Annotated in this window: 19 protein-coding genes and 1 pseudogene; 9 read left to right on the forward strand and 11 right to left on the reverse strand. The window is 71.0% G+C overall.

Annotated features, from left to right (window positions below; all coding sequences use genetic code 11):
* Positions 1–85: 85 nt before the first annotated feature.
* Both P1P70_RS18525 and P1P70_RS18530 read right to left on the reverse strand, forming a co-directional pair.
* Positions 86–1,168, reverse strand: a complete 1,083-nt coding sequence (locus P1P70_RS18525; protein ID WP_319238885.1) for a mechanosensitive ion channel family protein — start codon at positions 1,166–1,168, stop codon at positions 86–88.
* 268 nt (positions 1,169–1,436) lie between these two features.
* Positions 1,437–2,504 carry a lysylphosphatidylglycerol synthase transmembrane domain-containing protein gene (locus P1P70_RS18530; RefSeq protein WP_413471490.1) on the reverse strand — a complete coding sequence of 356 codons (1,068 nt, stop codon included), beginning with the start codon at positions 2,502–2,504 and terminating at the stop codon, positions 1,437–1,439.
* Between the two features lie 44 nt (positions 2,505–2,548).
* Between P1P70_RS18530 and P1P70_RS18535 the strand changes: the two genes are divergently transcribed.
* Positions 2,549–4,522, forward strand: a complete 1,974-nt coding sequence (locus P1P70_RS18535) for an ABC transporter ATP-binding protein (RefSeq protein WP_319238928.1) — start codon at positions 2,549–2,551, stop codon at positions 4,520–4,522.
* Positions 4,523–4,543: 21 nt separating this feature from the next.
* Here P1P70_RS18535 and P1P70_RS18540 read toward each other — a convergent pair whose 3' ends face one another.
* The 6 genes from P1P70_RS18540 to P1P70_RS18565 form a co-directional block, all read right to left on the reverse strand.
* On the reverse strand, positions 4,544–5,230 hold the full coding sequence (locus tag P1P70_RS18540) for a DUF6766 family protein (RefSeq protein ID WP_319238890.1): 687 nt from the start codon (positions 5,228–5,230) through the stop codon (positions 4,544–4,546).
* Positions 5,231–5,317: 87 nt separating this feature from the next.
* The gene (locus P1P70_RS18545; protein ID WP_319238892.1) at positions 5,318–5,737 is read right to left on the reverse strand and encodes a hypothetical protein; all 420 of its coding nucleotides are present in this window, start codon (positions 5,735–5,737) and stop codon (positions 5,318–5,320) included.
* Positions 5,738–5,858: 121 nt separating this feature from the next.
* Positions 5,859–6,614: a metallophosphoesterase family protein gene (locus P1P70_RS18550; RefSeq protein WP_319238894.1), complete on the reverse strand. Its 756-nt coding sequence runs from the start codon at positions 6,612–6,614 to the stop codon at positions 5,859–5,861.
* Positions 6,611–6,952 (reverse strand): BON domain-containing protein, encoded by a 342-nt coding sequence (locus tag P1P70_RS18555; RefSeq protein ID WP_319238897.1) that lies wholly within the window; start codon positions 6,950–6,952, stop codon positions 6,611–6,613. The genes P1P70_RS18550 and P1P70_RS18555 overlap by 4 nt, the downstream gene beginning before the upstream one ends.
* A complete protein-coding gene (locus P1P70_RS18560; RefSeq protein WP_319238898.1) occupies positions 6,936–7,553 on the reverse strand; it encodes a nucleotidyltransferase family protein in 618 nt (205 codons plus the stop codon). Before P1P70_RS18560 ends, P1P70_RS18555 begins: the two co-directional genes overlap by 17 nt.
* A gap of 341 nt (positions 7,554–7,894) precedes the next feature.
* A complete protein-coding gene (locus P1P70_RS18565) occupies positions 7,895–8,134 on the reverse strand; it encodes a hypothetical protein (protein ID WP_319238899.1) in 240 nt (79 codons plus the stop codon).
* Between the two features lie 105 nt (positions 8,135–8,239).
* Between P1P70_RS18565 and P1P70_RS18570 the strand changes: the two genes are divergently transcribed.
* The 3 genes from P1P70_RS18570 (at position 8,240) to P1P70_RS18580 (ending at position 11,653) form a co-directional block, all read left to right on the forward strand.
* The gene (locus P1P70_RS18570; protein WP_319238901.1) at positions 8,240–9,562 is read left to right on the forward strand and encodes an aldehyde dehydrogenase family protein; all 1,323 of its coding nucleotides are present in this window, start codon (positions 8,240–8,242) and stop codon (positions 9,560–9,562) included.
* A 668-nt stretch (positions 9,563–10,230) separates the two neighbouring features.
* On the forward strand, positions 10,231–11,229 hold the full coding sequence (locus tag P1P70_RS18575; protein WP_319238904.1) for a YdcF family protein: 999 nt from the start codon (positions 10,231–10,233) through the stop codon (positions 11,227–11,229).
* Between the two features lie 133 nt (positions 11,230–11,362).
* The gene (locus tag P1P70_RS18580) at positions 11,363–11,653 is read left to right on the forward strand and encodes a hypothetical protein (RefSeq protein ID WP_319238906.1); all 291 of its coding nucleotides are present in this window, start codon (positions 11,363–11,365) and stop codon (positions 11,651–11,653) included.
* A 414-nt stretch (positions 11,654–12,067) separates the two neighbouring features.
* On the opposite strand, the gene P1P70_RS18585 is transcribed toward P1P70_RS18580, so the two are convergent.
* Complete coding sequence (locus P1P70_RS18585; RefSeq protein ID WP_319238909.1) at positions 12,068–14,149, reverse strand: hypothetical protein; 2,082 nt, start codon at positions 14,147–14,149, stop codon at positions 12,068–12,070.
* 929 nt (positions 14,150–15,078) lie between these two features.
* On the reverse strand, positions 15,079–16,038 hold the full coding sequence (locus P1P70_RS18590; RefSeq protein ID WP_319238912.1) for an amidohydrolase family protein: 960 nt from the start codon (positions 16,036–16,038) through the stop codon (positions 15,079–15,081).
* A gap of 442 nt (positions 16,039–16,480) precedes the next feature.
* Here P1P70_RS18590 and P1P70_RS18595 point away from each other — a divergent pair, with 442 nt between their 5' ends.
* Both P1P70_RS18595 and P1P70_RS18600 read left to right on the forward strand, forming a co-directional pair.
* Positions 16,481–16,969 carry a GNAT family N-acetyltransferase gene (locus tag P1P70_RS18595; protein WP_319238915.1) on the forward strand — a complete coding sequence of 163 codons (489 nt, stop codon included), beginning with the start codon at positions 16,481–16,483 and terminating at the stop codon, positions 16,967–16,969.
* Positions 16,970–17,809: 840 nt separating this feature from the next.
* The gene (locus tag P1P70_RS18600; RefSeq protein ID WP_031144137.1) at positions 17,810–18,148 is read left to right on the forward strand and encodes a MerR family transcriptional regulator; all 339 of its coding nucleotides are present in this window, start codon (positions 17,810–17,812) and stop codon (positions 18,146–18,148) included.
* 495 nt (positions 18,149–18,643) lie between these two features.
* On the opposite strand, the gene P1P70_RS18605 is transcribed toward P1P70_RS18600, so the two are convergent.
* A complete protein-coding gene (locus tag P1P70_RS18605; RefSeq protein ID WP_319238921.1) occupies positions 18,644–20,329 on the reverse strand; it encodes a ribonuclease J in 1,686 nt (561 codons plus the stop codon).
* Between the two features lie 369 nt (positions 20,330–20,698).
* On the opposite strand from P1P70_RS18605, the pseudogene P1P70_RS18610 reads away from it, so the two are divergent.
* The 3 genes and pseudogenes from P1P70_RS18610 to P1P70_RS18620 form a co-directional block, all read left to right on the forward strand.
* Positions 20,699–20,806: pseudogene (locus P1P70_RS18610) on the forward strand (transposase); the annotation flags it as partial.
* Positions 20,807–21,501: 695 nt separating this feature from the next.
* Positions 21,502–21,921, forward strand: a complete 420-nt coding sequence (gene panD, locus P1P70_RS18615; RefSeq protein WP_319238923.1) for an aspartate 1-decarboxylase — start codon at positions 21,502–21,504, stop codon at positions 21,919–21,921.
* Between the two features lie 70 nt (positions 21,922–21,991).
* Positions 21,992–22,336 carry a GNAT family N-acetyltransferase gene (locus P1P70_RS18620; protein ID WP_319238925.1) on the forward strand — a complete coding sequence of 115 codons (345 nt, stop codon included), beginning with the start codon at positions 21,992–21,994 and terminating at the stop codon, positions 22,334–22,336.
* The last annotated feature ends 169 nt before the right edge of the window (positions 22,337–22,505 follow it).

Genomic DNA, 22,505 nt, shown 5'->3' on the forward strand with positions numbered 1-22,505 from the left:
CCCCCCCCACCCTTCCCTTACCCTCCTGAGGGGGCCCACCCCTTTTCAGAGGGGGCGGTTAGGGCGCGGGGGGGACAGGAAACCGCTAGGGGGCCACCTTGAACGAAAGCCCCCGCTGGTGGGGGATCTCCACGCTGCCGCCCCCCGTCTGGAGCGTGATCGCCCGGCGCGGGACCGGCACACTGATCCCCTCGGCCCGGTACCGCTTGTGCAGCCGCTTGATGAACTCGTGCTTGATCCGGTACTGGTCGCTGAACTCGCCGACCCCGAGGATCACGGTCATCCCGATGCGCGAGTCGCCGAAGGTGTGGAAGCGGACGGCCGGCTCGTGGTCGGGGACCGCGCCTTCGACCTCCTTCATCGTCTCGGCGATGACCTCGTTGGTGACGCGCTCCACGTGCTCCAGGTCGCTGTCGTAGCCCACGCCCACCTGCACCAGCAGCGTCATGTCCTGCTCGGGCTGGTTGAAGTTGGTCATGTTGGTGCCGGCGAGCTGACCGTTGGGGATGATCACCAGGTTGTTGGAGAGCGACTTGATCGTCGTCTGACGCCAGTTGATGTCGACGACATAGCCCTCCTCACCGCTGCTCAGCTTGATGTAGTCGCCGGGCTGGACGGTCTTGGACGCGAGGATGTGGATGCCCGCGAAGAGGTTGGCGAGGGTGTCCTGGAGGGCCAGCGCCACCGCGAGACCGCCGACACCGAGGGCGGTGACCAGCGGGGCGACGGGGATGCCCAGGGTCTGGAGGATCACCAGGACACCGATCGCGAGGACCGTGACCCGGGTGATGTTCACGAAGATCGTGACCGAGCCCGCGACCCCGGCCCGGGACTGCGCGAGCGTGCGCACCAGACCGGCGATCACCCGGGCCGCCGTGACCGTGGCGACGAGGATGAACAGCACCGTCAGCGACTGGTTCACGTTGTGCTGCACGGTCTTCGTCAGCGGCAGCACCGCTCCGGCGGCGGCCGCCCCGCCGACGAACGCGCTCCACGGCACCAGCGAGCGCAGCGTGTCGACGATGACGTCGTCACCGCTCCAGCGGGTCTTCGTCGCGTGACCACCGAGCCAGCGCAGCAGCAGCCGCAGCAGGAACGCGGCCAACAGGCCCGCGGCCAGGATGATTCCGGCCACGAGGCAGTCGTCGAGGGTGAGGGTCCGGGTCATCGCTCGCCTCCCGAGGGACGCGGGGAGCGGCCGGGGAACCGTATGTCGTGTCCCGAGGGCCGTATGTGATGTGTCGTCACCTTGCCACCATCTCGAATCCGGAGTGCGTGTTCTCGCTCGCCCGGACGCGTGTACGACACCGGGCGCGACCGCTCATCCTGCCGTATCCGCACAGCTGATCGGCACCGCACCTGCGCGGATCGGCCGACGACGGACCCCGCGCCCCGGGGAATGTCCGGATGTGCTCGGCGGTACGCCGGCCTCCTCCTCAGATCACCTTCAGCCGGACCAGCGCGCCCAGCGTCAACGCCCCCGGCAGCAACGGCAGCCAGACCGTGACGACCCGGAACGCCAGCACCACAGCGGTCACCACGGCCACCGGGCCACCGGCTGCCACCAGGGCGACGACCAGCGCGGCTTCCACCGAACCGAGACCGCCCGGGGTCGGGACGAGGGCGACCGCGACCGTGGCGGCGAGATAGGCGAGCGCCATGTGCGTCACGGGGATGTCGAGCCCCAACGCCAGCCCCACGGTGACCAGTACGCCCGCCTGGAGCACCGGGAACGCCAGCGAGCCACCCCACAGCGCCAGCGCCCGCGTCGGTCGCGCGTGCACCGCGCGGGCCTCGCGCAGGGCCGTGCGGACGAAACCCGAGACAGCCGAACGCAGCCGTCGTACCAGGAGCACCGCGGCCGCTGCGCCGCACACCACGACAACCGCCGTCACCAGCAGGGGAGTCGACGTGTGGGCGGGCAGCAGGGGGCCGAGCCGCAGGGCCCGGGGGAAGGTCACCAGCAGGGCCAGCAGCAGGCCGACCCGGGCGACGGACTCCGCCAGCAGATACAGCGCGAGCGCCGCCGACGAACGGGACAGGGGCACCCCGCACACCGTCATGAACCGCAGGTTCACCGCGCTCGCGCCCATGCCCGTCGGCAGCAGGTGGTTCGCCGCGCCCGCCGCGAACTGGGTGGCCAGCAACCGCCCGGCGGGCAACCGCTCGACGAGTGCGCCCTGCCGCGTCACGGCCGCCGCGACCCAGGTCAGACAGGTCACGCCGACCGCCGCCACCAGCCACGGCCACCGGGCGGTCGCCAGATGCGCGAAGCCCTCGACGAGAACGGAACGGTGCCGCACGGCGACCACCAGGACCAGCACGAGCGGGAGCAGACAGAGGATCCGCCGTACCGGAACGCGCCTGGTGCGTGGCCGTGGAGGCTGTGTCGCTGTCACACCGGGAGAGGCTCGCCGCGCCCGGCCAACAGAGGGTTGCGGGTGCGGGGACGACGGTTGACCGGCGGCGGACTTCACCGCGCTCCGGCCTACGCCGAAATGCATTTGACCTCAAGCTTGGTCGAGGTTCTAGCGTCGTCCGCATGAGTATGGAGACCACCGCCTGGACCCAGCTGCAGGGCATGATGACCGCCCAGCAGCACAGCCGCCCCCTCGCCCGGGCCACGTTACGGCGCATCGGCGCCTTCGCCCGTCCACATCGTCGCCGTATCGCGTGGTTCGTCGGCCTCAGCGTCGTGACCGCGCTGCTCGCCGTGGCGACGCCGGTGCTCGCGGGGAACGTCGTGGACGTGATCGTCTCGGGCGGTGACGAGAACCTCGTCGTCCGCCTTGCCGTGCTCATCGCCGTCATCGCCGTCGCCGAGGCGGCCCTCGGCCTGGTGGCCCGACGCCTGTCGGCGACGCTCGGCGAGGGCCTCATCCTCGATCTGCGGACCGCCGTCTTCGATCATGTGCAGCGCATGCCGGTCGCGTTCTTCACACGTACTCGTACGGGAGCGCTCGTCAGTCGTCTCAACAACGACGTCATCGGCGCCCAACGCGCCTTCAGCAACACCCTGTCCGGAGTGGTCGGCAACCTGGTCACGCTGCTGCTCACCCTCGCCGTGATGCTCACCCTCTCCTGGCAGATCACCCTGCTCTCCCTCGTCCTGCTGCCCGTCTTCGTGGTCCCGGCCCGGCGCATGGGCCGGCGTATGGCCCTGCTGCAGCGCGAGGCGGCCGACCTCAACGCGGCCATGGGCACCCGGATGACCGAGCGCTTCTCCGCACCCGGCGCCACCCTGGTCAAGCTCTTCGGCCGGCCCGACGACGAGTCGGCCGAGTTCGCGATGCGGGCCCGCCGCGTACGGGACATCGGCATCCGTACGGCGATGGCGCAGTCGGCGTTCATCACCGCCCTCACCCTCGTCTCGGCCCTCGCGCTCGCCCTGGTGTACGGCCTCGGCGGCTGGTTCGCGCTGCGCGGCACCCTGGAGGCCGGCGCGATCGTGTCCCTGGCCCTGCTGCTGACCCGGCTGTACGCGCCCCTGACGGCGCTGGCCGGGGCGCGCGTCGAGGTCATGAGCGCCCTGGTGAGCTTCGAGCGCGTCTTCGAGGTACTGGACCTCAAGCCGCTCATCGAGGAGAAGCCCGAGGCCCGCGAGGTTCCCGAGGGTCCGGTCGCCGTCGAGTTCGACGACGTCCGCTTCGGCTACCCGTCCGCCGACAAGGTCTCCCTCGCCTCACTGGAGGAGGTGGCCTCCCTCGACACCCGGGGCGGCACCGAGGTCCTGCACGGTGTCTCCTTCCGCGCCGAACCCGGCCAGACCGTCGCCCTCGTCGGCTCCTCGGGCGCCGGCAAGTCCACCGTCGCCCAACTGCTGCCCCGGCTCTACGACGCGGACGCGGGCACGGTCCGGATCGGCGGCGTCGACGTACGCGACCTCAGCGCGGCATCGCTGCGCGGCACCCTCGGCATGGTCACCCAGGACGGCCACCTCTTCCACGACACCGTCCGCGCCAACCTGCTGCTCGCCCGCCCCGAGGCGACGGACGAGGACCTGTGGGAAGTGCTACGCCGGGCCCGGCTCGACGACCTCGTACGCGCCCTGCCCGACGCCCTCGACACCGTCGTCGGCGAACGCGGCTACCGCCTCTCCGGCGGCGAACGCCAGCGCATGACGATCGCCCGGCTGCTCCTGGCCCGTCAGCGCGTCGTCATCCTCGACGAGGCCACCGCCCACCTCGACAACACCTCGGAGGCCGCCGTCCAGGAGGCCCTCGCGGAGGCGCTGGAAGGCAGGACCGCCGTGGTCATCGCCCACCGCCTGTCGACCGTACGGACCGCCGACCAGATCCTCGTCGTCGAGGCGGGCCGGATCGTGGAGCGCGGTCGGCACGAGGAACTGCTCGCGGCGGGCGGACGGTACGCGGAGCTGTACCGCACGCAGTTCGCGCGGCCGACGGCCCACGAACCGACAGTCCAGGAACCGACAGTCCACGAGCCGACAGTCCAGGAACCGACAGTCCACGAGCCGACAGCCCATGAGCCCGCTGCGGAAGCACCCGTGGCGGCGGCCTAGAAGCCTGCGGTTCCCCGGGGTTCAGCCCTCGACGCCGGTGGTCGCGTGGGCGGCGCCGACCGGCTTGGACTCCGGGGAACCGCGCTGGCGCAGATAGATCGAGAGGATCGCCATGGAGGCGATGGCGAGGAACTCGGACTGCCAGTTCTGCAGCGTACGGTTCCAGAAGTCGGCCGAGACGACGTACTCGGACCAGCTGTCGGGGGCCTGGAGCTGCCGCAGCTGTTCCTCGTTGTACGCCGCCACACCCGTGATCGACTGGGCCAGCCACGACAGCGCGAACACGGCCCCCATCACATAACCCAGCGAGCTGGAGTACACCTTGAGGCGCAGGCCGCCGGCCGCCGCCCAGCGGGGGGAGTCCGGGCGCGCGTGCCGCCCCACCCGCTGGGCCTCGTCGGATTCGACCCCGATGCCGTCCGGGTGCTTGGACTCCGGGGAGCCGCGCTGCACCAGCCAGACCGTCAGGAAGACGTAGAGGAAGAACTGCAGGTACTCGGACTGCCAGTTCTCCATCACGTCGACCGCGAAGTCCGACGACGTCACGTACTCGCCGAGCGAGATCCGCTGGAGGTCCTCCGCCGCGAGCTGGTTGTCGAAGTCGGCGTGACCGGCGAACGCCTGGCCCACCAGGGCGAGGACGAACAGTGTCAGGAAGACGAGCCCCAGGCCGTTGTCCCGGAGGAACCGCGGTACGGACCCGATCATCGGTGCAGCACCCCCAGCGTGACGCAGTAGGCCAGACCGCCGGCGATCACCAGCAGGCACAGGACGAACATGACGCGCACGACGTCCTCACCCACCCTTCAGCAGGCACTGGTAGGGCCGCTCGGGACGCGGCGTGCAGCCGGCGGCGAGAACCTTCCAGCCGTCGGAGAACCGCGACAGGAACACGGTGTCCGCCGAGAACTCCACCCGGGCCTGGCGTCCGGCGACATCGACGCCCTCGACCTCGTCCTCGGCCGCCGCGACGAACGGGATGTCCTCCTCCAGGACGGCGCCCTCGCACGGCGTCCCCGAGGACTGTTCGAGCTCGTCCCGGACACCCGGGGCCAGCACCGCGCACACGGCCACCCCGTCCTCCGCGCCCAGCGCCCGCTCGAAGCCGACGGCCGCGTCCCGCGCCGCCGTACGCCGCTCCTCGACCGATCCGCAGCCGGTCGCCAGCAGCAGGACGGCACCCGCCGCGACCCCCCATCGCCACCGCCAGGGCATCCGGGACCTCCCGTCCGGCCGTCCGCACACATGTCGACGGACGGTAGCCCCGCCGCCGGGCCCGCACCCGGGTGCCGCGCGACGGGCCCGGCCCGCCGTCCCGCGGCCGGGGCAACCGGCCCTACGAGCCCTCCACGCCCGCGCCGCGCTCCCCGTCCACCGGCAGCCGGTACACGGCGAAGGCACGCCGGATCACCGGCTGGGCGACATTGCGCACCCGCACCCCACCGCTGGTGATGCCGTGCTCGGTGCCCAGGTGGGCGTGGCCGTGCACGGCGAGGTCGGCGCCGGACTCGTCCATCGCCTCGGCCAGCAGGTAACTGCCCAGGAAGGGATAGATCTCCAGCGGTTCACCGACGAGCGTGTCCGGTACGGGGGAGAAGTGGGTGAGCGCGATACGGACCGGGCAGCCGTCCTCCGCCAACTCGTCCAGCGCGCGGCGCAGTCCGTCCGCGAGCCCTCGGGTGTGACGCACGAAGGCCTTCATCTCGGGTTCGCCGAACTCGCTGCCACTGCGCCCGGCGAAGCCACCGCCGAACCCCTTGGTCCCGGCGACCCCGACCCGTACACCGTCGACCCGGACGACGGCCCCCTCACCCTCCAGCACGGTCACCCCCGCGTCCCGCAGCACGGCCGTCACGTCCTCGGGCCGCTCGGCGTGGTGGTCGTGGTTGCCGAGTACGGCGATCACCGGCACCGGCAGCCCCGCCACCTCGTCGGCGACCACCCGCGCCTCCTCCGGCGTGCCGTGCCGGGTCAGGTCCCCGGCGAGCAGCAGCAGGTCGGCGTGGTCGGGCAGGGTGTCGAACGCCGGGCGGAGCAGACCTCGGCTGTCCGGCCCCAGATGGATGTCCCCGACGGCCGCGACCCGGATCACGACAGCTCCTCGGGACGGTCCGGCGCGCTCACGTCGGCCAGTGTGATGTCCGCCCGCACGGGCACGCCGGGCAGCTCCTCCGCAGCCAGGCTCAGGATCGCCTCACGGACGGCCGCGGTGGACGCCGTACCGGTGATGTGCACGGCGTCGCCGCGCGCCTCGATCCGCATCCCGAGCTCGGCCAGATCACTCCGGGCGAGCCGCTCCTCCAGATGGGCTATGCGGTACTCGGTGTGCGCCGGTGGTTGTGCGGCGCGGTGTGCTTGCGCGTCCGCCGGTGGTTGTGCGGCGCGGTGTCCCGGGCCGTTCGCCTGCGGGTGGTCATGTCCTGTCGCCATCGCCGGTCTCCTCCGGCTCGATCACGTTGAGGCGCTCCAGCAGGAAGAGGAAGGCGGCCGGCATCGGCTCGGCACCGCACTCGTGCCGCACCCGGCCCCAGTCGATCTTCTCGCGCAGGGTCCGGGCGATCGGCAGCACGGCACCGAAGTCGCAGTAGTGCTCGGAGAACGCCAGGAGGCGCCCGACGAGCAGGTCCGTCGCCGCCAGCACGGGCATCCACACGGACTGGACCGACAGCACCTCCGCCCGGTCCAGCAGGCCGCGGCTGACCGGAGCCCGGGACGGCCGGAAGATCAGGTCGACCTCCTGGCCCTGGCTCCGGGTCTTCAGCAGCCAGTCCTCGGGTGGCTCGACCACGGTCAGCCCCGCGGCCTCCAGCGTGCCGGTGACCGCCTCGATGTCCTCCGGCAGCACACAGAAGTCGACGTCGTGCTGGAGCGTTCCCGGGCCGCCGTGGGCGTACACCGCGACGCCGCCCGCCAGCGCGAAGGGGTGCCCACCGGCCTTGAGCAGCGAAGCGACCTCCTTGGCCGCTTCGAGGATGGCCTGGGTCCGATCGGGAGGGAGCCCGTCGTCGTCCGGGCCGGCGAGATCGCCCATGCCTTCCACGATAGTGGGACCCGGGCCGATGGTCAGACGTGCGGGTCCGGTGTGTGGACGCGCCCGGGGAGGGAGGAGATACCGGTGGGGGCATAGTGCGGGAGGGGAAGCCGGGATCCGTTCGCGGACGTTCCTACCGGGGCCGCTCAAGGAGAAGGAGTGGGGAGCTTGGCGTCGTGGTCCTGCGCACCCGGGGTCGCGGTGTGCGGGTCCCGGCCGACGGGTCGTCGAGCCGTAGGTGACGCGGCATCAGAACGGCCGGCACCGCGACCACGCACATCACTCCGGTTGCCGTGCAGGGGGCGACCGGCATGCCGTCGGCGAACGCCCCCGGCTCGCCGTCAGCAGGAGAGGGGCGAGATCCTCCTAGCTGTCCGGTAGTTGTCCGGCGGCCTGTACAGCACCGCCGGTGTCTCGTGCGCGACCTCGCCCGCGGCGTCGGGGATCCCGACGGCATGCGCCGCGTCGGCGGTCTCGAGCGCGGCGCGGGCCTGCTCGGGCAGGTGGTTGAGGGCGTAGGCGCGGGCGGCGACCGCGGCCGCTCCTCCCGGGATTCGGCCCGGCCTCGTGAGCCTCGTCACGAAGACGCGTCGAACGGGATGCGGCGGAGCACAAGAAGGCTGACATAGATCTGATCGAGACTCCGCGCCGGGCGGGCGACCGCCGGCGCTCACCTGCGAGGCACCATGAGTCACCACACACCCGAGCAGCCCGCCGACGTAGTGGCCCGGCTGCGCGCCACCTTCCGCACCGGACGCACCAGGCCCGTGGAATGGCGTACCGGCCAGCTGCGCCGACTGCGGGCGATGCTCACCGAGCGGGGCGCCGACCTCGCCGCCGCCCTCAAGGCAGACCTCGGCAAGAGCAGCACCGAGGCCTACCGCACGGAGATCGACTTCACCGTCCGGGAGATCGACCACACCCTGGACCACCTGGACGGGTGGCTGCACCCCGAGCCCGCTCCCGTCCCCGCGCACCTGGGCGCCGACGCGACCGCCTGGACGCGGTACGACCCCCTCGGCGTCGTACTCGTCATCGCCCCGTGGAACTACCCGGCCCAATTGCTGCTCGCCCCGGTGGTCGGTGCGCTCGCCTCCGGCAACGCGGTCGTGGCCAAGCCCAGCGAACTGGCCCCGGCCACCTCCGCCGCGCTGGCCGAGCTTCTCCCGGCCTATCTCGACGCCGACGCGGTCGCCGTCGTCGAGGGCGGCGTCTCGGAGACCACGGCCCTGCTGGCGGAGCGGTTCGACCACGTCTTCTACACCGGCAACGGCACCGTCGGCCGCATCGTGATGCGCGCCGCTGCCGAGCACCTCACGCCGGTCACCCTGGAACTCGGCGGCAAATCCCCGGTGTTCGTCGACCGCGGCACTGACCTCGACGTGGTCGCCGACCGGCTGGCCCGCGGCAAGTTCCTCAACGCCGGGCAGACCTGCGTGGCCCCCGACTACGTCCTCACCGACCCGGAGACCGCAGCCGCCCTCGAGACCGCCCTGGTCCGCGCCGTCGACGCCCTGTACGGCGCCGACCCGGCGGCCTCGCCGGAATACGGCCGGATCGTCAACGAGCGGCATTTCGACCGGCTGTCCGCCCTGCTCGACTCGGGCCGTACCGTGGTCGGCGGCGGCAGCGACCGCACCGGCAAGTACATCGCGCCCACGGTGCTAGCGGACGTCGACCCGAAGTCCCCCGTGATGCAGGAGGAGATCTTCGGGCCGATCCTCCCCATCGTCACCGTATCCGGACTCGACGAGGCGATCGGCTTCATCAACGACCGCGACAAGCCCCTCGCGCTGTACGTCTTCAGCGAGTCCGGCGAGACCCGCGACCGGATCGCTGCAGAGACCTCCTCAGGCGGCCTCGGGTACGGTCTGCCGCTCGCCCATCTCACCGTCTCCGACCTGCCGTTCGGCGGGGTGGGGGAGAGCGGCATGGGCAACTACCACGGCAGGTACTCCATCGAGACGTTCAGCCACCGCAAGGCGGTCCTGAACAAGCCGCTGAACTGACACCTGCGGCCGGAACCTGTCGCAACTTTCCGGAACTTCCCCGAACTTCGCCGAACTTCGCCGAACTTCGCCGATGACCAACGACGAACAGGGCGCACGCGGCGACCGAGCTGCTGGCGACCAGCTGCCGCATGGCCGCCTGCTCCTGGGGCCCTGCGGCACCTCGTGGTGGCGGATCTTCCGGTTCAGATCGGCGAGTCCACCCGCGTCGGTGCCCACGGCTCGGGCGGTCCGGCGGTGCTGGACGGCCAGGACCGCGATGGCGACCCCGCTGTAGAGAGCACTGTGGAACGCCCAGACAGCCGGGTGCTCGTCCCTGCGGATCAGGGCCGTGGTGCCCGGTCCCAGCAGGAAGACCGGGGCCGCCTGCGCGGTCAGACTGCCTGCGGCTGCGGCTGCGGCTGCTGCGGTGCGGCACGGGCGGCGCACCGCCTGCGGGCCGGGCTACAGGGCACGCCGTCCCTGTGTCCTGCGCGGCCGCCGGGCAGGACCACTGGCACGACGTGCCGGTCCTGCACCACCGCCGCCGCCCGCCTTCGGCGCACCACAGCAGGTCTGGGAGGATGACCGGCAAGCCGTTCGTACCGGGTCCCAGAACCCGCGGGCGGCGAGAGGCGGGCGGGTTCGGGCAGCGGCCCGGTAAGCGGGAGAGCGGAGCGGTGCGGCACATGCCGGAGTACCCGGAGTACCTCGCTGCGGTCGTGTTCGCCGCGGGCGGTGTCGTCAACGCCCTGCTGGCACCGCACCGGTTCTCCACCGCCGTCCTGTTCTGCCTCGCGGTGACCTCGGCCGGACTCGGCGTGGCAGGCCGCAGCGCCGCAGCCCATCCGACCATCGCCACCGTCCTCGCCGTCGCCGCCCTGCTCCTGGTGTTCGCGCTGGGCCTGCTGCTGCTGGCCGACGGCGTCCTCCTGGTCCGGCGCTACGGTCCGCAGGCAGCCCTGCTGGCGACCGGGGCCGCCGGCTGCGCGTTGCTGGCGGTGCTCGGCCTCAACGTGGTCTTCCACGCGGTCGGCGGAGAGGCGTTCGGTGCCCTCGTGGTCGCGGTGAACGCGGCCGCGAGCTACCTCACTCTGCTCTTCCTGGCCTTCGTCGGCTACGTGTTCGGCCAGGGCCGCAGCACGCCCCTGCCGGAAACGACCCATGTCATCGTCCTGGGCGCCGGGCTCAACGGCGACCGGCCCGGCCCGCTGCTGGCCCGCAGGCTGGAGCGCGCCCTCGCGATCGACGCCGCCCGTGCACCGGACACGCCTCGTGTGGTGTTCGTCGTCTCGGGCGGCCAGGGCGACGACGAGGTCCGCTCCGAGGCGGACGCGATGGCCGACTATCTGCGCGGACGCGAAATTCCCGCTGACCGGATCGTGCGGGAAGACCGCTCCGTCAACACCGGGCAGAACCTACGCTTCAGCGCGGCCCTCGTCGACGACACCACGGCCGGCCACCGTGCCACGGTGGTCACCAGCGGCTTCCACGTCTACCGCACGACCCTGCTGGCCCGCCGCGCCGGCGTGTCCGTGCACGTCGTGGGCGCGCCGACCTCCCCCGCCTACTGGCTGGCCGCGACGCTGCGCGAATTCGCCGCCATCCTGTGGCTGGACCGCCTCCCCCTGGTCGGCCTCAGCCTGCTGCTGGCAGTGCCGGTGGCGACGGCGGTCTTCGAGCACTGAAGCGTCGGCCGGCCAACGACGCCGCACAACACGCTGCACGACAGGTCCAGATCCAAGGGCGCGCTGGGTGGCCGACCGCTGAGATACCGCTCCACTCGGCGACAGCCCGCTGCGACGCTCGTAGGATGCCTGAATGCCCAAGCCGTTACGGATGAGCCGCCGCATGTGGGTTGCCGCGTGGGCGGTGCTCTGCGTGGCCGGTATCGCTGCCACCGCCGCGCTGAACGCCTTTGCGGCGCCTGACCCGCAGCCTGAGAAGCCCGTCAGCGCCGAGTGCGCCGAGTACATCGCGGACATCGAGGCGCAGTTGGCCAAGGCCAGGAGGGAAGGCAACGACGACGGCGTGCTGGCCTTCGCGCGAACCCGGGGCGGCGCGGACGACTGCGGTGATGCACTCTTCGACCACTTCAGCGGCGGTCGGTGAGCCGCCGTACAGGGGTCGTTGTGATAGAGGGTCTGCTCTGTTGGCCTGCTCGCCGTCCGACCTGACCGCGCACGGACAGCCCCCGGCCCCGCAGCGGCGACCCGCCCACCGCGGGCACCTGTTCTGGCAGGGTGGACCGACCTGGCGGAGCGCGAGGCCTCAACCGGCATCCGGCCCGGCGACCCGACTCTGCTGGCGCGGGACTACCGCATCGAGCGGATCACGCCGAGCGTACGAGCCCGCAACACGCGTACTACGGTTCGCCGCGGTCAGTCGATTCATGGCATGTGGGTCACCGCAGCTCGGCTCCCGACCGGCGATGGCGGCGCGGCCAGCGGCAGGATCCATCCGGCAGCACGCCATACGGGGCGGGCCGGGGCGGTGATCGATTACTCGTCCGCCCCGGCCTCGGGATCAGATGGCGGTCAGGAGGGCGCGCAGCCGCTCGTCCTCGCGGATGATGCTGTTCGCGACGCCTGAGCCGACGATGCGCCGGTCCTGCTCGGCGAGTTCGGCGACGCGCAGGCGCTGGTGGGGGCTCAGGGCGGTGACACCGAGGGCTTGGAGGGCCTCGCAGGCGCCGGAGATGTCCGCTCCGGTTTCGGCGGAGTGGAGGGCTGCCTCGGCGAGTCGGCCGAGGTCGACGACGTCGGGGTCGGTGATGGCGAGCAGTGCGAGGGCGGCAGCAGGGGCCTTCTCGGGGTCGGCGAGCAGTTGTTCCAGTCGGGGGATCAGGGGCTGGGCGGCCGCCCCGAGGAGGGCGGTGGCGCGGATGGCGCGGACGACGGTCCACCGGTACCAGAGCTGGTTGCCGGTGGTGCGGTCGAGGACGGAGGCCAGGATCGTGACGGCTTCCTCGGCGTCGCCGTCGATCTCCCACAGGGCGGTGGCGATCGCGATGTCGCGGTCCAGTTGTGGGGTGGTCGGCTCGGCGTCCTCGCTGACTGCTGCCCGCAGGGCGCGGAGCAGGCCGGCGGCCGTCGCGCCCAGGGTGGCGGCGGCCTGGGCGGCCTCGGCGACCTCACGCGGACCGGCGGCGAGCGCCTTGGCGACGGCGTCGAGCAGGACGTCGGTCTCGCCGGTGAGGTCGTGGTGGGCTCGCGCCACCATCAGCGACCCGGCGGCGGCACGCAGCACGGCGCCGGCCTGCTCGCGCTCGGCCTGCGGGCCGGCGTCTGCCACGGCGGTGATGGCGGTGGCCGCGTACTGGAAGCGGGGCAGCACGGCGTACAGCTCGGGCAAGGCGGCAGCGGCCTGCGGGCCCCACTGACGCAGGAGGTGGACCAGGTCGGCGGTCTCGTTGTTGCCGAGCCCGTCTGCGGCCAGGCGTGCGCGGACGGCGGCGAGCAGGGCCGGGTCGAAGGGGAAGGCGGGGGCCTGGAAGTCTCCTGCGGCGTCGAGCGCGCGGGGGCGCCGGTCGAGGTCCCGGGCCAGCAGCGGGGCGGCCTGTCGGGGCGCGACCCGGACGAGCACGGCCAATGCCTGGTCAGCCGTCTCGTCGTCGGGTCGGGCGGCGAGTTCGGCGAGGGTGGGCGCGGCCTCGGCGGCGGCCGGGCCGAGCTTGCCGAGCAGGGTTGACGCCGGGTACTCGGCGGCGAGTGGGGCGATGGCCGGGACGAGTCGCCGGGGAGCGCTGCGGGAGAGGTGGCAGGCGTGGTCGGCCGCGGAGAGCGCCTCGGCCCGCACCTCGGGTCGGCCGTCGCGCAGGGCGGCGTCCAGCAGGGCGAAGGCGGCCTCGCGGTCTGCCTCGGTCTCGCGGCGCAGCAGGCTGTCGACGATCGCGTACAGCGGCTCTCGGTGGTGCATGCTGTACCGGTCGACGGTGAATTCGCGGGCGGGCAGCAGGCCGAGCGCGGCATCGTGGTGGGCGTCGGTCCAAGGCTCCCCGGCGGCCAGAGCGACGAGGAGCGCGGCCAGACGCAGCGGCGCGGGTGTGTCTGCACCGAGCAGCGCGCGGGTCTCGACGGCGGCGCCGGAGCGGTCGACCCGGCCGAGGGCGATGAGCAGTTCGGCTCGGACACCGGGATCGGCCTCGACCTTCCACCGGCTTCGCAGGGCGACCGGGGCGGCCTCGGTATTCCGGGTGTGGCCGAGCGTCGAGGCGGTGAGCAGCCGGACGTTCACGACTTCATGTGCCAGCAGCGGTATGAGCAGGGGGATTTGGGTGGCTACGGCGGCCCGGACGGCGCCCGGCGCGATCTCCCATTCATCATCGCTCTCGGCCAATCCGCCGAGCAGGCAGAGGACTTCGGCCGCCCCGGGCCGGGCACCAGCGGCGATCCGGGCGAGGTACGGGACGGCGTCCACGCTGGCGGAATACACCGTGCCCTGGTGGAGGATGCACGAGTACAGCTCGGAGATCGCCTCCTCGGCACCCCCGCCGCCCTCGGCGAGGGCGCGCAGCAGGTCGGGCAGGTCCTCAGCGGGGCCGTAGGCGTGCGAGACGGAGGCCCAGGGGTGGGCGTCGAGGCCGGCGAGGGCGTCTGCGAGATCCATGGGTCCGAATGTTCGCATGCGGGTCCGACAGGACGGTCAGCGGCCTGTGGCGACCTGCGTCAGCGCGCCTGCTTCGTCCCCTTCGGAAACGTGCGTCCCCCGCCCGCCCCGCGCGCTGGCCGGGGACGGTTGGCGACCGGCGCCCTGAGACAGCAGGTGGACCTCAGGCCGATCAGGTTCTGTAGAGCGGCTCAGCACGGGCACAGCGCACGGTCGGAATATCTCCCTCCCGCCAGTAGCGGCCGGACTGCGCAGCGGCTACTGCTCCGACTCACAGCCGGACAGCGCGGGACGCATGGGGCGGCGCCTGATCACGAGCACCGTGTACGTCGGCTGCGCTGGTCGTCCGGGTGCAGCAGGGCGAGCAGCCGCGGTTGATCGGCCGGCGCGACATAGGGCTTGGGCCTGGATCAAGGTCCGCTCCCGCACGACGTCCGAGGGGCTCATCGGAGGATCACCGGGGCCGTGACCGACCCGGCCACGCTGCTGTTGGCCCGGTACGACGCCGTCGGTAATCTGCGGCTGATCGCCCACAGCACGCCCCTGCCCGCCACCGTGCGGCGCGATCGCGCGCGGCAACTGCGTCCGGCTGGCCCCGATCACCCCTGGCGGGGTCGCCGCTTCGGTGCCGGATGGGGCTCTGGGGGCGAGTTGGAATACCGTCCCGTCCGGCCGGATCTGGTGTCGGAATTCCTGGCCGACACCGCGATCGACGGGGCCGTGTCGCCATCCGGTCCGCTTCCTGCGGCTTCGAGAGGACCTCACGCCTGGCGACGTGTCGCCGTTCGACAACTGAGAGCCTTCTGTGCACCAGCGCACCAGCGCACCAGCGGCAGCGGAAGGCGCGGGGCGGTGCACTGCGTCCACGGACCTACGTAACCCCATGGGTGTGGGAGGGGCTTGGCAGAGGTATTCGAAGTCGGGTGCGTTTACTGTGCTGCCGGCTGGGGTCGCCAGGTGCCGTCGAGCGGGATGCCGGCGGCGGCCGCGATCCGGTTGCGTGATGCGAGCAGCCGGGTCCGCAGCCCCGGCAGGTCCATGTCCAGCAGTACGCCGTTGTGTTTGACGACGCGGCCGGCGACGAGGACGGTGTCCACCAGGCCGGGGTGGCCGGTGCTGACGATGGAGGCGGCCGGGTCAGTGACGGGGAAGACGGTCAGGTCGTCGGCGCGCAGGAGGATGAGGTCGGCGTCCTTGCCGGGTGTGATGCTGCCGATTCTGGTGGCGAGTCCGCATGAGGCGGCGGCGTCGATGGTGGTGAAGGCGAGCAGGTCGCGGGAGCGCAGGCCGCCGTCCAGGCCGCGTTGCACGGCGAAGGCTGTGCGCATGGTGGAGAACATGTCTCCGCCGACGGAGGGGACGTCGTCGATGGAGAGTGTGGGGCGCAGACCGGCGGCCAGCGCCCGGCCGGTCATCGGGTTGCCGAAGCCCATCTTCAGGTCGACGTCCGGGCTGACCGACAGCGTGCTGCCCGCGTCGGCGAGCATCCGCAGCTCCTCGTCGCTGAGCCCGTTGCCGTGGACGAACGTGGTGGTGTCCCGTAGCAGGCCGTGCTCCCGCAGATCGGCGACGGCACCGCCGACGAGGTCGACGTGCAGACTGGTGCGCAGGCCGAGTGCGGCCGCCAGCTTCAGTTCCCGGGCGACGGTGTCCATGCTGGTCGCCTCGGGTCCGCGCAGTCCGAGCGCCATGGTGACCGGGCCGTCCCCGGGCAAGGCGGCGCGGACGCGGCGGATGTCGGCGTCGACGGGGTCGGGTGTGCCCCATCCGGCGCCGAGGCAGAAGACCGACCGTCCCGGAGCGTCGCGCAGCGCGGCGACGGCGGCGTCCTCGTGCTCCGGGGTCTGGGCGACGTGGTACCAGTCGAGCAACGTGGTCAGCGGCACCACATGGCGCAGGTGGGAGAGATTGTCCGTGGGCGTCCAGGCCAGGGTCCTGGGGTGCGCCCCGACAAAGCTTCCAAATGTGTGGGTTGCGGTGTCCGGGGGCGCCGTTGCACTCGGACTCTCCCCTCTCGGGCACCGAGCAAGGACACGGCGGCGGCACCCGTTCTCACGGCTGATGCGCAGCATGCGACCCGGGAACTCTTCGCGACCAACCAGGTCGTTTACTGCGCTCTCGCAAAGTCCACCGTCTGTGAAGGCGACAGGTCGAGGATGACCGGCTCACGAGGCCAGCCCCGCAGTAGTCCTGCACAGGCTTGCTTCGCTGCGGCAGAGCCGGGGAAGCAGCCGTCGACCACCCGTTCGTTCCCGGGAGTGGTGCAGGATCGCCGGTCCGAGCAGCCGACCCGCCGCACGATGGCACCACCCGGCGCGAAATACTCTCCCGGTGAGTTCACGCACTTCCCCGATCAGCCGGCCGATCACGATACGGAGGGCCGTCGCGCGGGATGCCAAACGGCTTACGCGGCTCGTGCGTGGCTCAAGCGCCTACGAGGGTAAGTATGCAGCCGCAGTCGCGGGCTACCGGGTCGGTCCTGATTACATCGAGGCCCACCGAGCCTTCGTGGCCGTCGGCGCCGACGGCCACGAAGGCCGGGTCCTCGGGTTCTACTCGCTCGTCCTTGCTCCACCGGAGCTCGACCTGCTGTTCGTCGCTGACGAAGCGCAAGGACGTGGTATTGGACGGCTGCTCGTCGCGCACATGCAGTCCGAGGCCCGTGCCGCAGGGCTCGACCGTGTCAATGTCGTGTCGCATCTTCCCGCCGAGGGCTTCTACCACCGCGTCGGTGCAGTGCGGACCGGGACCGCGCTCGCGAACCCGCCCGCCGTACCGTGGGACCGCCCCGAATTCGAGTTTCGCATTCCCTCGGAATGACGCGGCCGCCGTGGCTCGGTCGGCGACGCCACGCTCAGCCCGACGTGCTGCGCGGCGGTGAGGCACTGCGAGCGCCGGACTGAGCCTCGGAGCTGCTTGCACCATCCAAGGACCACCGGTCGAGGCGGATTACCTCATCCTCGACCGCGCGGAAATCTGTACCAGCCGAAGTAGACTTTTGGCGGCGGTGTGGTTATGGTTTCTCTCGTAGCCGAGATCGAGCGAGCCCGGCAGACATGAACTGCCGGGCGGCAGTACGCAGTTGCAGGACGGTGCGGTGGTGGAGTTCCGAAGCCAGAGCGGTTGCAGGACGGTGACGGGACTGACGACCGGACCGGGCGGCCCGCAGTGATCAGGGGCCGCCATGAGCAGTACCGCAGTGGCAGTACCGGTAAGTGAAGGTTCGCAGTACCCAGCAGTGAGTCAGTGAGCAGTACCTCGGTGAAGGCGTCGGCTGCGGGCGCGCGCATCGGGAGGTTCGGCAGTGGGGTTCTGAGCCGGAGTAGACGCAGGACGGGCGACGGGGCTGGCTGCCGAAGAGTGGCGCTGTGCGAGGTCACCAGTAGTGACTAGTTGGTCAAGAGGGAAGAACGGAGGAGCCGAGCGCCATCAGGATCGCCCGGGCGGAAGTCTTGGGCCCGGGTACCGCAGGACATCGATAGTGAGGTGGTCTCCGGTCAAGCAACCGCGATCCCCGCACCCCCGACAGCATCTCGGTCGGGTCTGCGGAAACAGAAGGCCGGTGCAGTATCAGGGCCGGCAGATGGTGGAGTAGTTCCTTCGGGGCCCTGGCGCCAATACGGCGCCAGGGCCCCTCAACGCGTTCCGCAGAGAGGTGCAATGACAGCAGACGACACGTTCGGCCGTCTCGATGACGACGACTACCCCGCTTACACCATGGGCCGGGCCGCCGAGATGCTCGGCACCACACAGGGCTTCCTCCGAGCCATCGGCGAAGCCCGCCTCATCACCCCGCTTCGCTCCGCAGGCGGACACCGCCGCTACTCCCGCTACCAGCTGCGCATCGCCGCCCGGGCCCGGGAACTCGTCGACCACGGGACCCCCATAGAGGCCGCCTGCCGGATCGTCATCCTCGAAGACCAGCTCGAGGAGGCCCAGCGCCTCAACGCCGAATATCGCCGTGCCGCCGAATCGGCGAACCCAACGGCAGCAGCGTGAGGCGAGCGTGCCCGTCAGCGTCGGCGGGCACCGCACGCTCGGTCTCGGCGTGCGCTGTGATCATTTCCCGTGGTGACGCGCAGGCCGTGCGGTGTGTGCGTGTCGCGTCTGCGCAGCTGTCGTGATTCGGGATTCCCTCTTGCCCACACCTCTGGTGTGGGCGTTTTGCTGTGCTGTGCCGCAGGGACCAGGGCGGTCACCTCCGTCTGCCACATGGAATGCCCGGTGTTCCTGTCGCGGGTGAAGGCGGGCGAGGTCCTGCACGCCCTCTCATGGCGTGACCGGGACGCTCGTGCGACGCGACGGACACTTCAGAGACCGTCCCCAATAAGGTGGGACAAGGTGCTGACCTGCGGGTTGTCGCGCCTCCAGCTCCTTGGTCCCGATGACTCTTCATGTGGAGTGCGGTGCCACCCCGGTTCCCTGGGGTGGCTGCCGACTCCCTTGCCCGACCTCGATGCCCGCTGGCCGCGGAACCGGGGACAGTGCCGTGGCTCAGGCGTCGATGATGACGGGGATGATGAGGGGCTTGCGGCGGTGGGTGCGGAACGCCCAGTTCGCCACGGCGCGGGCGACGAGTTGTTCGAGTTGGTGCGCGTCCCCGACGCCTTCCTCGGCCGCTGTGGCCAGGGTCTTCTCGATGACGGGGATGACCGACTCGAAGGTGGTGTCGTCGTGGACGAAGCCCCGGGCCAGGAAGTCGGGGGCCTCCGCGAGGGCGCCGGTGTCCGCGTCGACGATCGCCACGACCGTGACCACGCCTTCGGCGGCGAGGGTGAGGCGGTCCTTGAGGGACGCTTCGGTGGCGCCGCCGACTTCCATGCCGTCCACGTAGACGTTGCCGGCGGGGACCTTGCCGGTGATGGACGCGCGCCCGTCGACGAGGTCTACGACGACGCCGTCCTCGGCGATGACGACCCGGTCGGGGTCGACGCCGGTGCGGATGGCGAGGTCGCCGTTGGCTCGCAGGTGGCGCCATTCGCCGTGCACGGGCATCACGTTGCGGGGCTTGACGATGTTGTAGCAGTAGACGAGTTCGCCTGCGCTGGCGTGCCCGGAGACGTGCACCTTCGCATTGCCCTTGTGAACCACGTGGGCGCCCCACCGGGTGAGTCCGTTGATCACCCGGTAGATGGCGTTTTCGTTGCCGGGGATGAGGGAGCTGGCGAGCAGGACGGTGTCGCCCTTGCCGATGCGGATCATGTGGTCACGGTTGGCCATCCGTGACAGCGCGGCCATCGGTTCGCCTTGGGAACCGGTGCACACCAGAGTGATCTTGTGGTCCGGGAGTTTCTCCAGCTCCTTCGTGCTGACGACGAGACCGGAGGGGACCTTCAAGTAGCCCAGATCACGGGCGATGCCCATGTTGCGGACCATCGACCGGCCGACGAAGGCGACCTTCCGGCCGTGCTGGTGGGCGGCGTCCAGGACCTGCTGGATGCGGTGCACGTGGCTGGCGAAGCTGGAGACGATGACCCGGCGCGGTGCGGTGCGCATCACCTGCTCGATCGCCGGGTTCAGTTCACGCTCGGAGGTGGTGAAGCCGGGTACTTCGGCGTTCGTGGAGTCGGTGAGGAACAGGTCCACACCCTCCTCGCCGAGGCGGGCGAAGGCGCGCAGATCGGTGATGCGGTCGTCGAGAGGGAACTGGTCCATCTTGAAGTCGCCGGTGTGCAGCACCATCCCGGCCCGGGTGCGGATCGCGACCGCGAGGCTGTCCGGGATGGAGTGGTTGACCGCCACGAACTCGCAGTCGAAGGGCCCGAAGCCACGCCGGTCGTTCTCCCGCACCCGCACCGTGCGCGGCCGGATGCCGTGTTCCTTGAGCTTGGCCTCCAGGAACGCCAGCGTCAGCTTGGAGCCGACCACGGGAATGTCGGACCGCTCGCGCAGCAGGTACGGCACACCGCCGATGTGGTCCTCGTGACCGTGGGTGAGGACAACGGCCACGATGTCGTCCAGCCGGTCCCGGATAGAGGTGAAGTCCGGCAGGATGACGTCGACGCCGGGCTGGGTCTCCTCGGGGAACAGCACGCCGCAGTCGACGATGAGCAGCTTGCCGGCGTGCTCGAAGACGGTCATGTTGCGGCCGATCTCACCCAGGCCGCCCAGGGCGACGACCCGCAGCCCTCCTGCGGGAAGGGGCGGGGCGGATTTCAGCTCGGGGTGCGGATGACTCATACCCTGACGGTACCCGGAGAGCGGGACGGCATGATCCATTGCCTGTGTGATCTCTTCTTCCCGACGGAGCGGTGCGTCCGCAGCGGGTGCCCCGGGACGATCGGATCACGTCGGCGGACGGCCCGGGCAGGCACTCACGGCCGCTGAATGCGGCAGTGCCTGTTCCCTCCGATGTTGCGCGGACCGCGTGGAGTGACCGCCATGACATCGCCCTGCGACGACAGTCGCCTTCTGGGTCGGCCCAGCCGTGGGTGGCCATCCTGCTGCGGACCTTCTTCGAACAGCCCCGCACCGACGCCGTGCGAGCCCAGCCGGGCACGGCCTGGACGCACTGTAAGGCCAATTCTTCAACGGCGCAGCCCACTTCGACTGCTGGCCTTCACCACCTTTCCGGTCGAGATCTGGCGGCAAATCCGGTCGAACAATCCGCAGGAGCGGCTGAACAAGGAGATCCGCCGCCGCACCGACGCGGTCGGTCGACGAGTGGACCGAGGCCCGCCGCTTCATGGACTCGACCTGCTGGTCAAGGCCCGCCTCCACCCGATCTATGCACTACCGTCGAGACCGTCCTGCCCACTGAACTCACCGCATAGCGTCAAAGACGAGATCACCGAGTGGCCGTCGGTTCACCACTCCAGCGAACGTGACGGTCGTGTCCCGCGTCGTGGTGACGGGGATCAAGCGTTACTCGTTTCGGTACGAGGCCTCTGACGATCTCCGCAGAGGCGGCAGTCCACGAGGTGCCCTGCTGAGGCGAGTTGAACACCGGTCCGATGGAGCCACCATCCACCACCATGACCATCTCCCTACGGCCTCGCCCCAGCACCACATCCAGCGCTACCGAGCTGTAACCACGCGGGGAATTCGGATCTACTCGTCTAGGTGCTCCGGGGCAGTGGCTCGTCCATGCCCCTCATGTTCCTGATGTGCCGTCAGGTAAGTCAGCATCTGATCAGCATCAGTCCTCGCACATTCCGAGGCGGGCGTTCGAGCAGGTGCCTGGTCGGCGGCGTCGCGACAGCCTGGTTCGCGCGGAAACGCAGGCAGGGAGCCCTCTCGCCAGAGTGAAGCGATGTTTCTCACAATCGTCGAGTCCTGGCGCGCAGTTGTACAGTGAAGAACGCCCTTGACCTGCAGCAAGCAGGCAGGGAGCCGTCTTCCAGGAGTCCAAGATGCTGCGTACTCTGTTCAAGTCCAAGATCCACCGAGCCACCGTCACCCAAGCCGACCTGCACTACGTCGGGTCCGTGACCATCGACGCCGAGCTGCTCGACGCCGCCGATCTGCTGCCCGGCGAGCTCGTGCACATCGTCGACATCACCAACGGCGCCCGGCTGGAGACGTACGTCATCGAGGGCGAGCGGGGCTCCGGTGTGGTCGGGATCAACGGGGCCGCGGCCCATCTCGTCCATCCCGGGGATCTGGTGATCATCATCAGTTACGCTCAGGTCTCCGACGCCGAGGCCCGCGCCCTGGAGCCCAGGGTCGTGCATGTGGACCAGGGCAACCGGATCGTGGCGCTGGGCTCGGACGCCTCCGAGCCGGTGCCCGGTTCGGACCAGCGGCGCAGCCCGCAGGCCGTCACCGTCTGAGCCTCGTGCCGTCACCGTCCGAGGCCCCGGACGACCGCCCGGCGTCCCCGATCCGCACGCGAGGAGTGACATGAGCGACGTACAGATCCGTGACGACCGGGCGGCCGGCCGACTGGAGGCCTTCGCCGGCGACGAACTGGCCGGTCACATCCAGTACTTCGTCCTCGACTCCCCGCGGGGCGCGCTCGTCCCGGTCCACACGATCGTCGAGTCCGCGTACGAGGGGCAGGGCGTCGCGGGCTCGCTGGCCCGGGAGCTGTACGGCATCGCCGCCCGCGAGGGCGTCGTCGTCGCCCCCCTGTGCCCGTACGTCGTGAAGTGGGCCGAACGCCACTCCGAGGAGGCCCCGGCCGCCGACCCGGAGCTGCTGCGGGCCGCGAAGGACTGGCTGATCGCCCACCCCGAGGGCTTCTGAGGAACCCGTCGGCGGGCGCGGTCACGCGCTGCCCGCCGACCGGGTGACTGCGCGTGCGGGCGACGGGTACCCGTGGCATCAGTTCATGGCCGACGCGACGTACCCCTGGCTGGAGGACGCGATGACGCATCCCGACCCGGACCCCGTGCGGCCCGGCCCCACCCCGGGC

The sequence above is a fragment of the Streptomyces sp. MB09-02B genome (assembly GCF_033794485.1).
Classification (GTDB): domain Bacteria; phylum Actinomycetota; class Actinomycetes; order Streptomycetales; family Streptomycetaceae; genus Streptomyces.

What these genes read in the sequence shown, in the direction of transcription:
- P1P70_RS18525 (WP_319238885.1), bottom strand. Translation starts at nt 1,168, where the DNA reads ATGACCCGGACCCTCACCCTCGACGACTGCCTCGTGGCCGGAATCATC.
- P1P70_RS18530 (WP_413471490.1), bottom strand. Translation starts at nt 2,504, where the DNA reads ATGCATTTCGGCGTAGGCCGGAGCGCGGTGAAGTCCGCCGCCGGTCAA.
- P1P70_RS18535 (WP_319238928.1), top strand. Translation starts at nt 2,549, where the DNA reads ATGGAGACCACCGCCTGGACCCAGCTGCAGGGCATGATGACCGCCCAG.
- P1P70_RS18540 (WP_319238890.1), bottom strand. Translation starts at nt 5,230, where the DNA reads ATGATCGGGTCCGTACCGCGGTTCCTCCGGGACAACGGCCTGGGGCTC.
- P1P70_RS18545 (WP_319238892.1), bottom strand. Translation starts at nt 5,737, where the DNA reads ATGCCCTGGCGGTGGCGATGGGGGGTCGCGGCGGGTGCCGTCCTGCTG.
- P1P70_RS18555 (WP_319238897.1), bottom strand. Translation starts at nt 6,952, where the DNA reads ATGGCGACAGGACATGACCACCCGCAGGCGAACGGCCCGGGACACCGC.
- P1P70_RS18560 (WP_319238898.1), bottom strand. Translation starts at nt 7,553, where the DNA reads ATGGGCGATCTCGCCGGCCCGGACGACGACGGGCTCCCTCCCGATCGG.
- P1P70_RS18570 (WP_319238901.1), top strand. Translation starts at nt 8,240, where the DNA reads ATGAGTCACCACACACCCGAGCAGCCCGCCGACGTAGTGGCCCGGCTG.
- P1P70_RS18575 (WP_319238904.1), top strand. Translation starts at nt 10,231, where the DNA reads ATGCCGGAGTACCCGGAGTACCTCGCTGCGGTCGTGTTCGCCGCGGGC.
- P1P70_RS18580 (WP_319238906.1), top strand. Translation starts at nt 11,363, where the DNA reads ATGCCCAAGCCGTTACGGATGAGCCGCCGCATGTGGGTTGCCGCGTGG.
- P1P70_RS18585 (WP_319238909.1), bottom strand. Translation starts at nt 14,149, where the DNA reads ATGGATCTCGCAGACGCCCTCGCCGGCCTCGACGCCCACCCCTGGGCC.
- P1P70_RS18600 (WP_031144137.1), top strand. Translation starts at nt 17,810, where the DNA reads ATGACAGCAGACGACACGTTCGGCCGTCTCGATGACGACGACTACCCC.
- P1P70_RS18605 (WP_319238921.1), bottom strand. Translation starts at nt 20,329, where the DNA reads ATGAGTCATCCGCACCCCGAGCTGAAATCCGCCCCGCCCCTTCCCGCA.
- panD (WP_319238923.1), top strand. Translation starts at nt 21,502, where the DNA reads ATGCTGCGTACTCTGTTCAAGTCCAAGATCCACCGAGCCACCGTCACC.
- P1P70_RS18620 (WP_319238925.1), top strand. Translation starts at nt 21,992, where the DNA reads ATGAGCGACGTACAGATCCGTGACGACCGGGCGGCCGGCCGACTGGAG.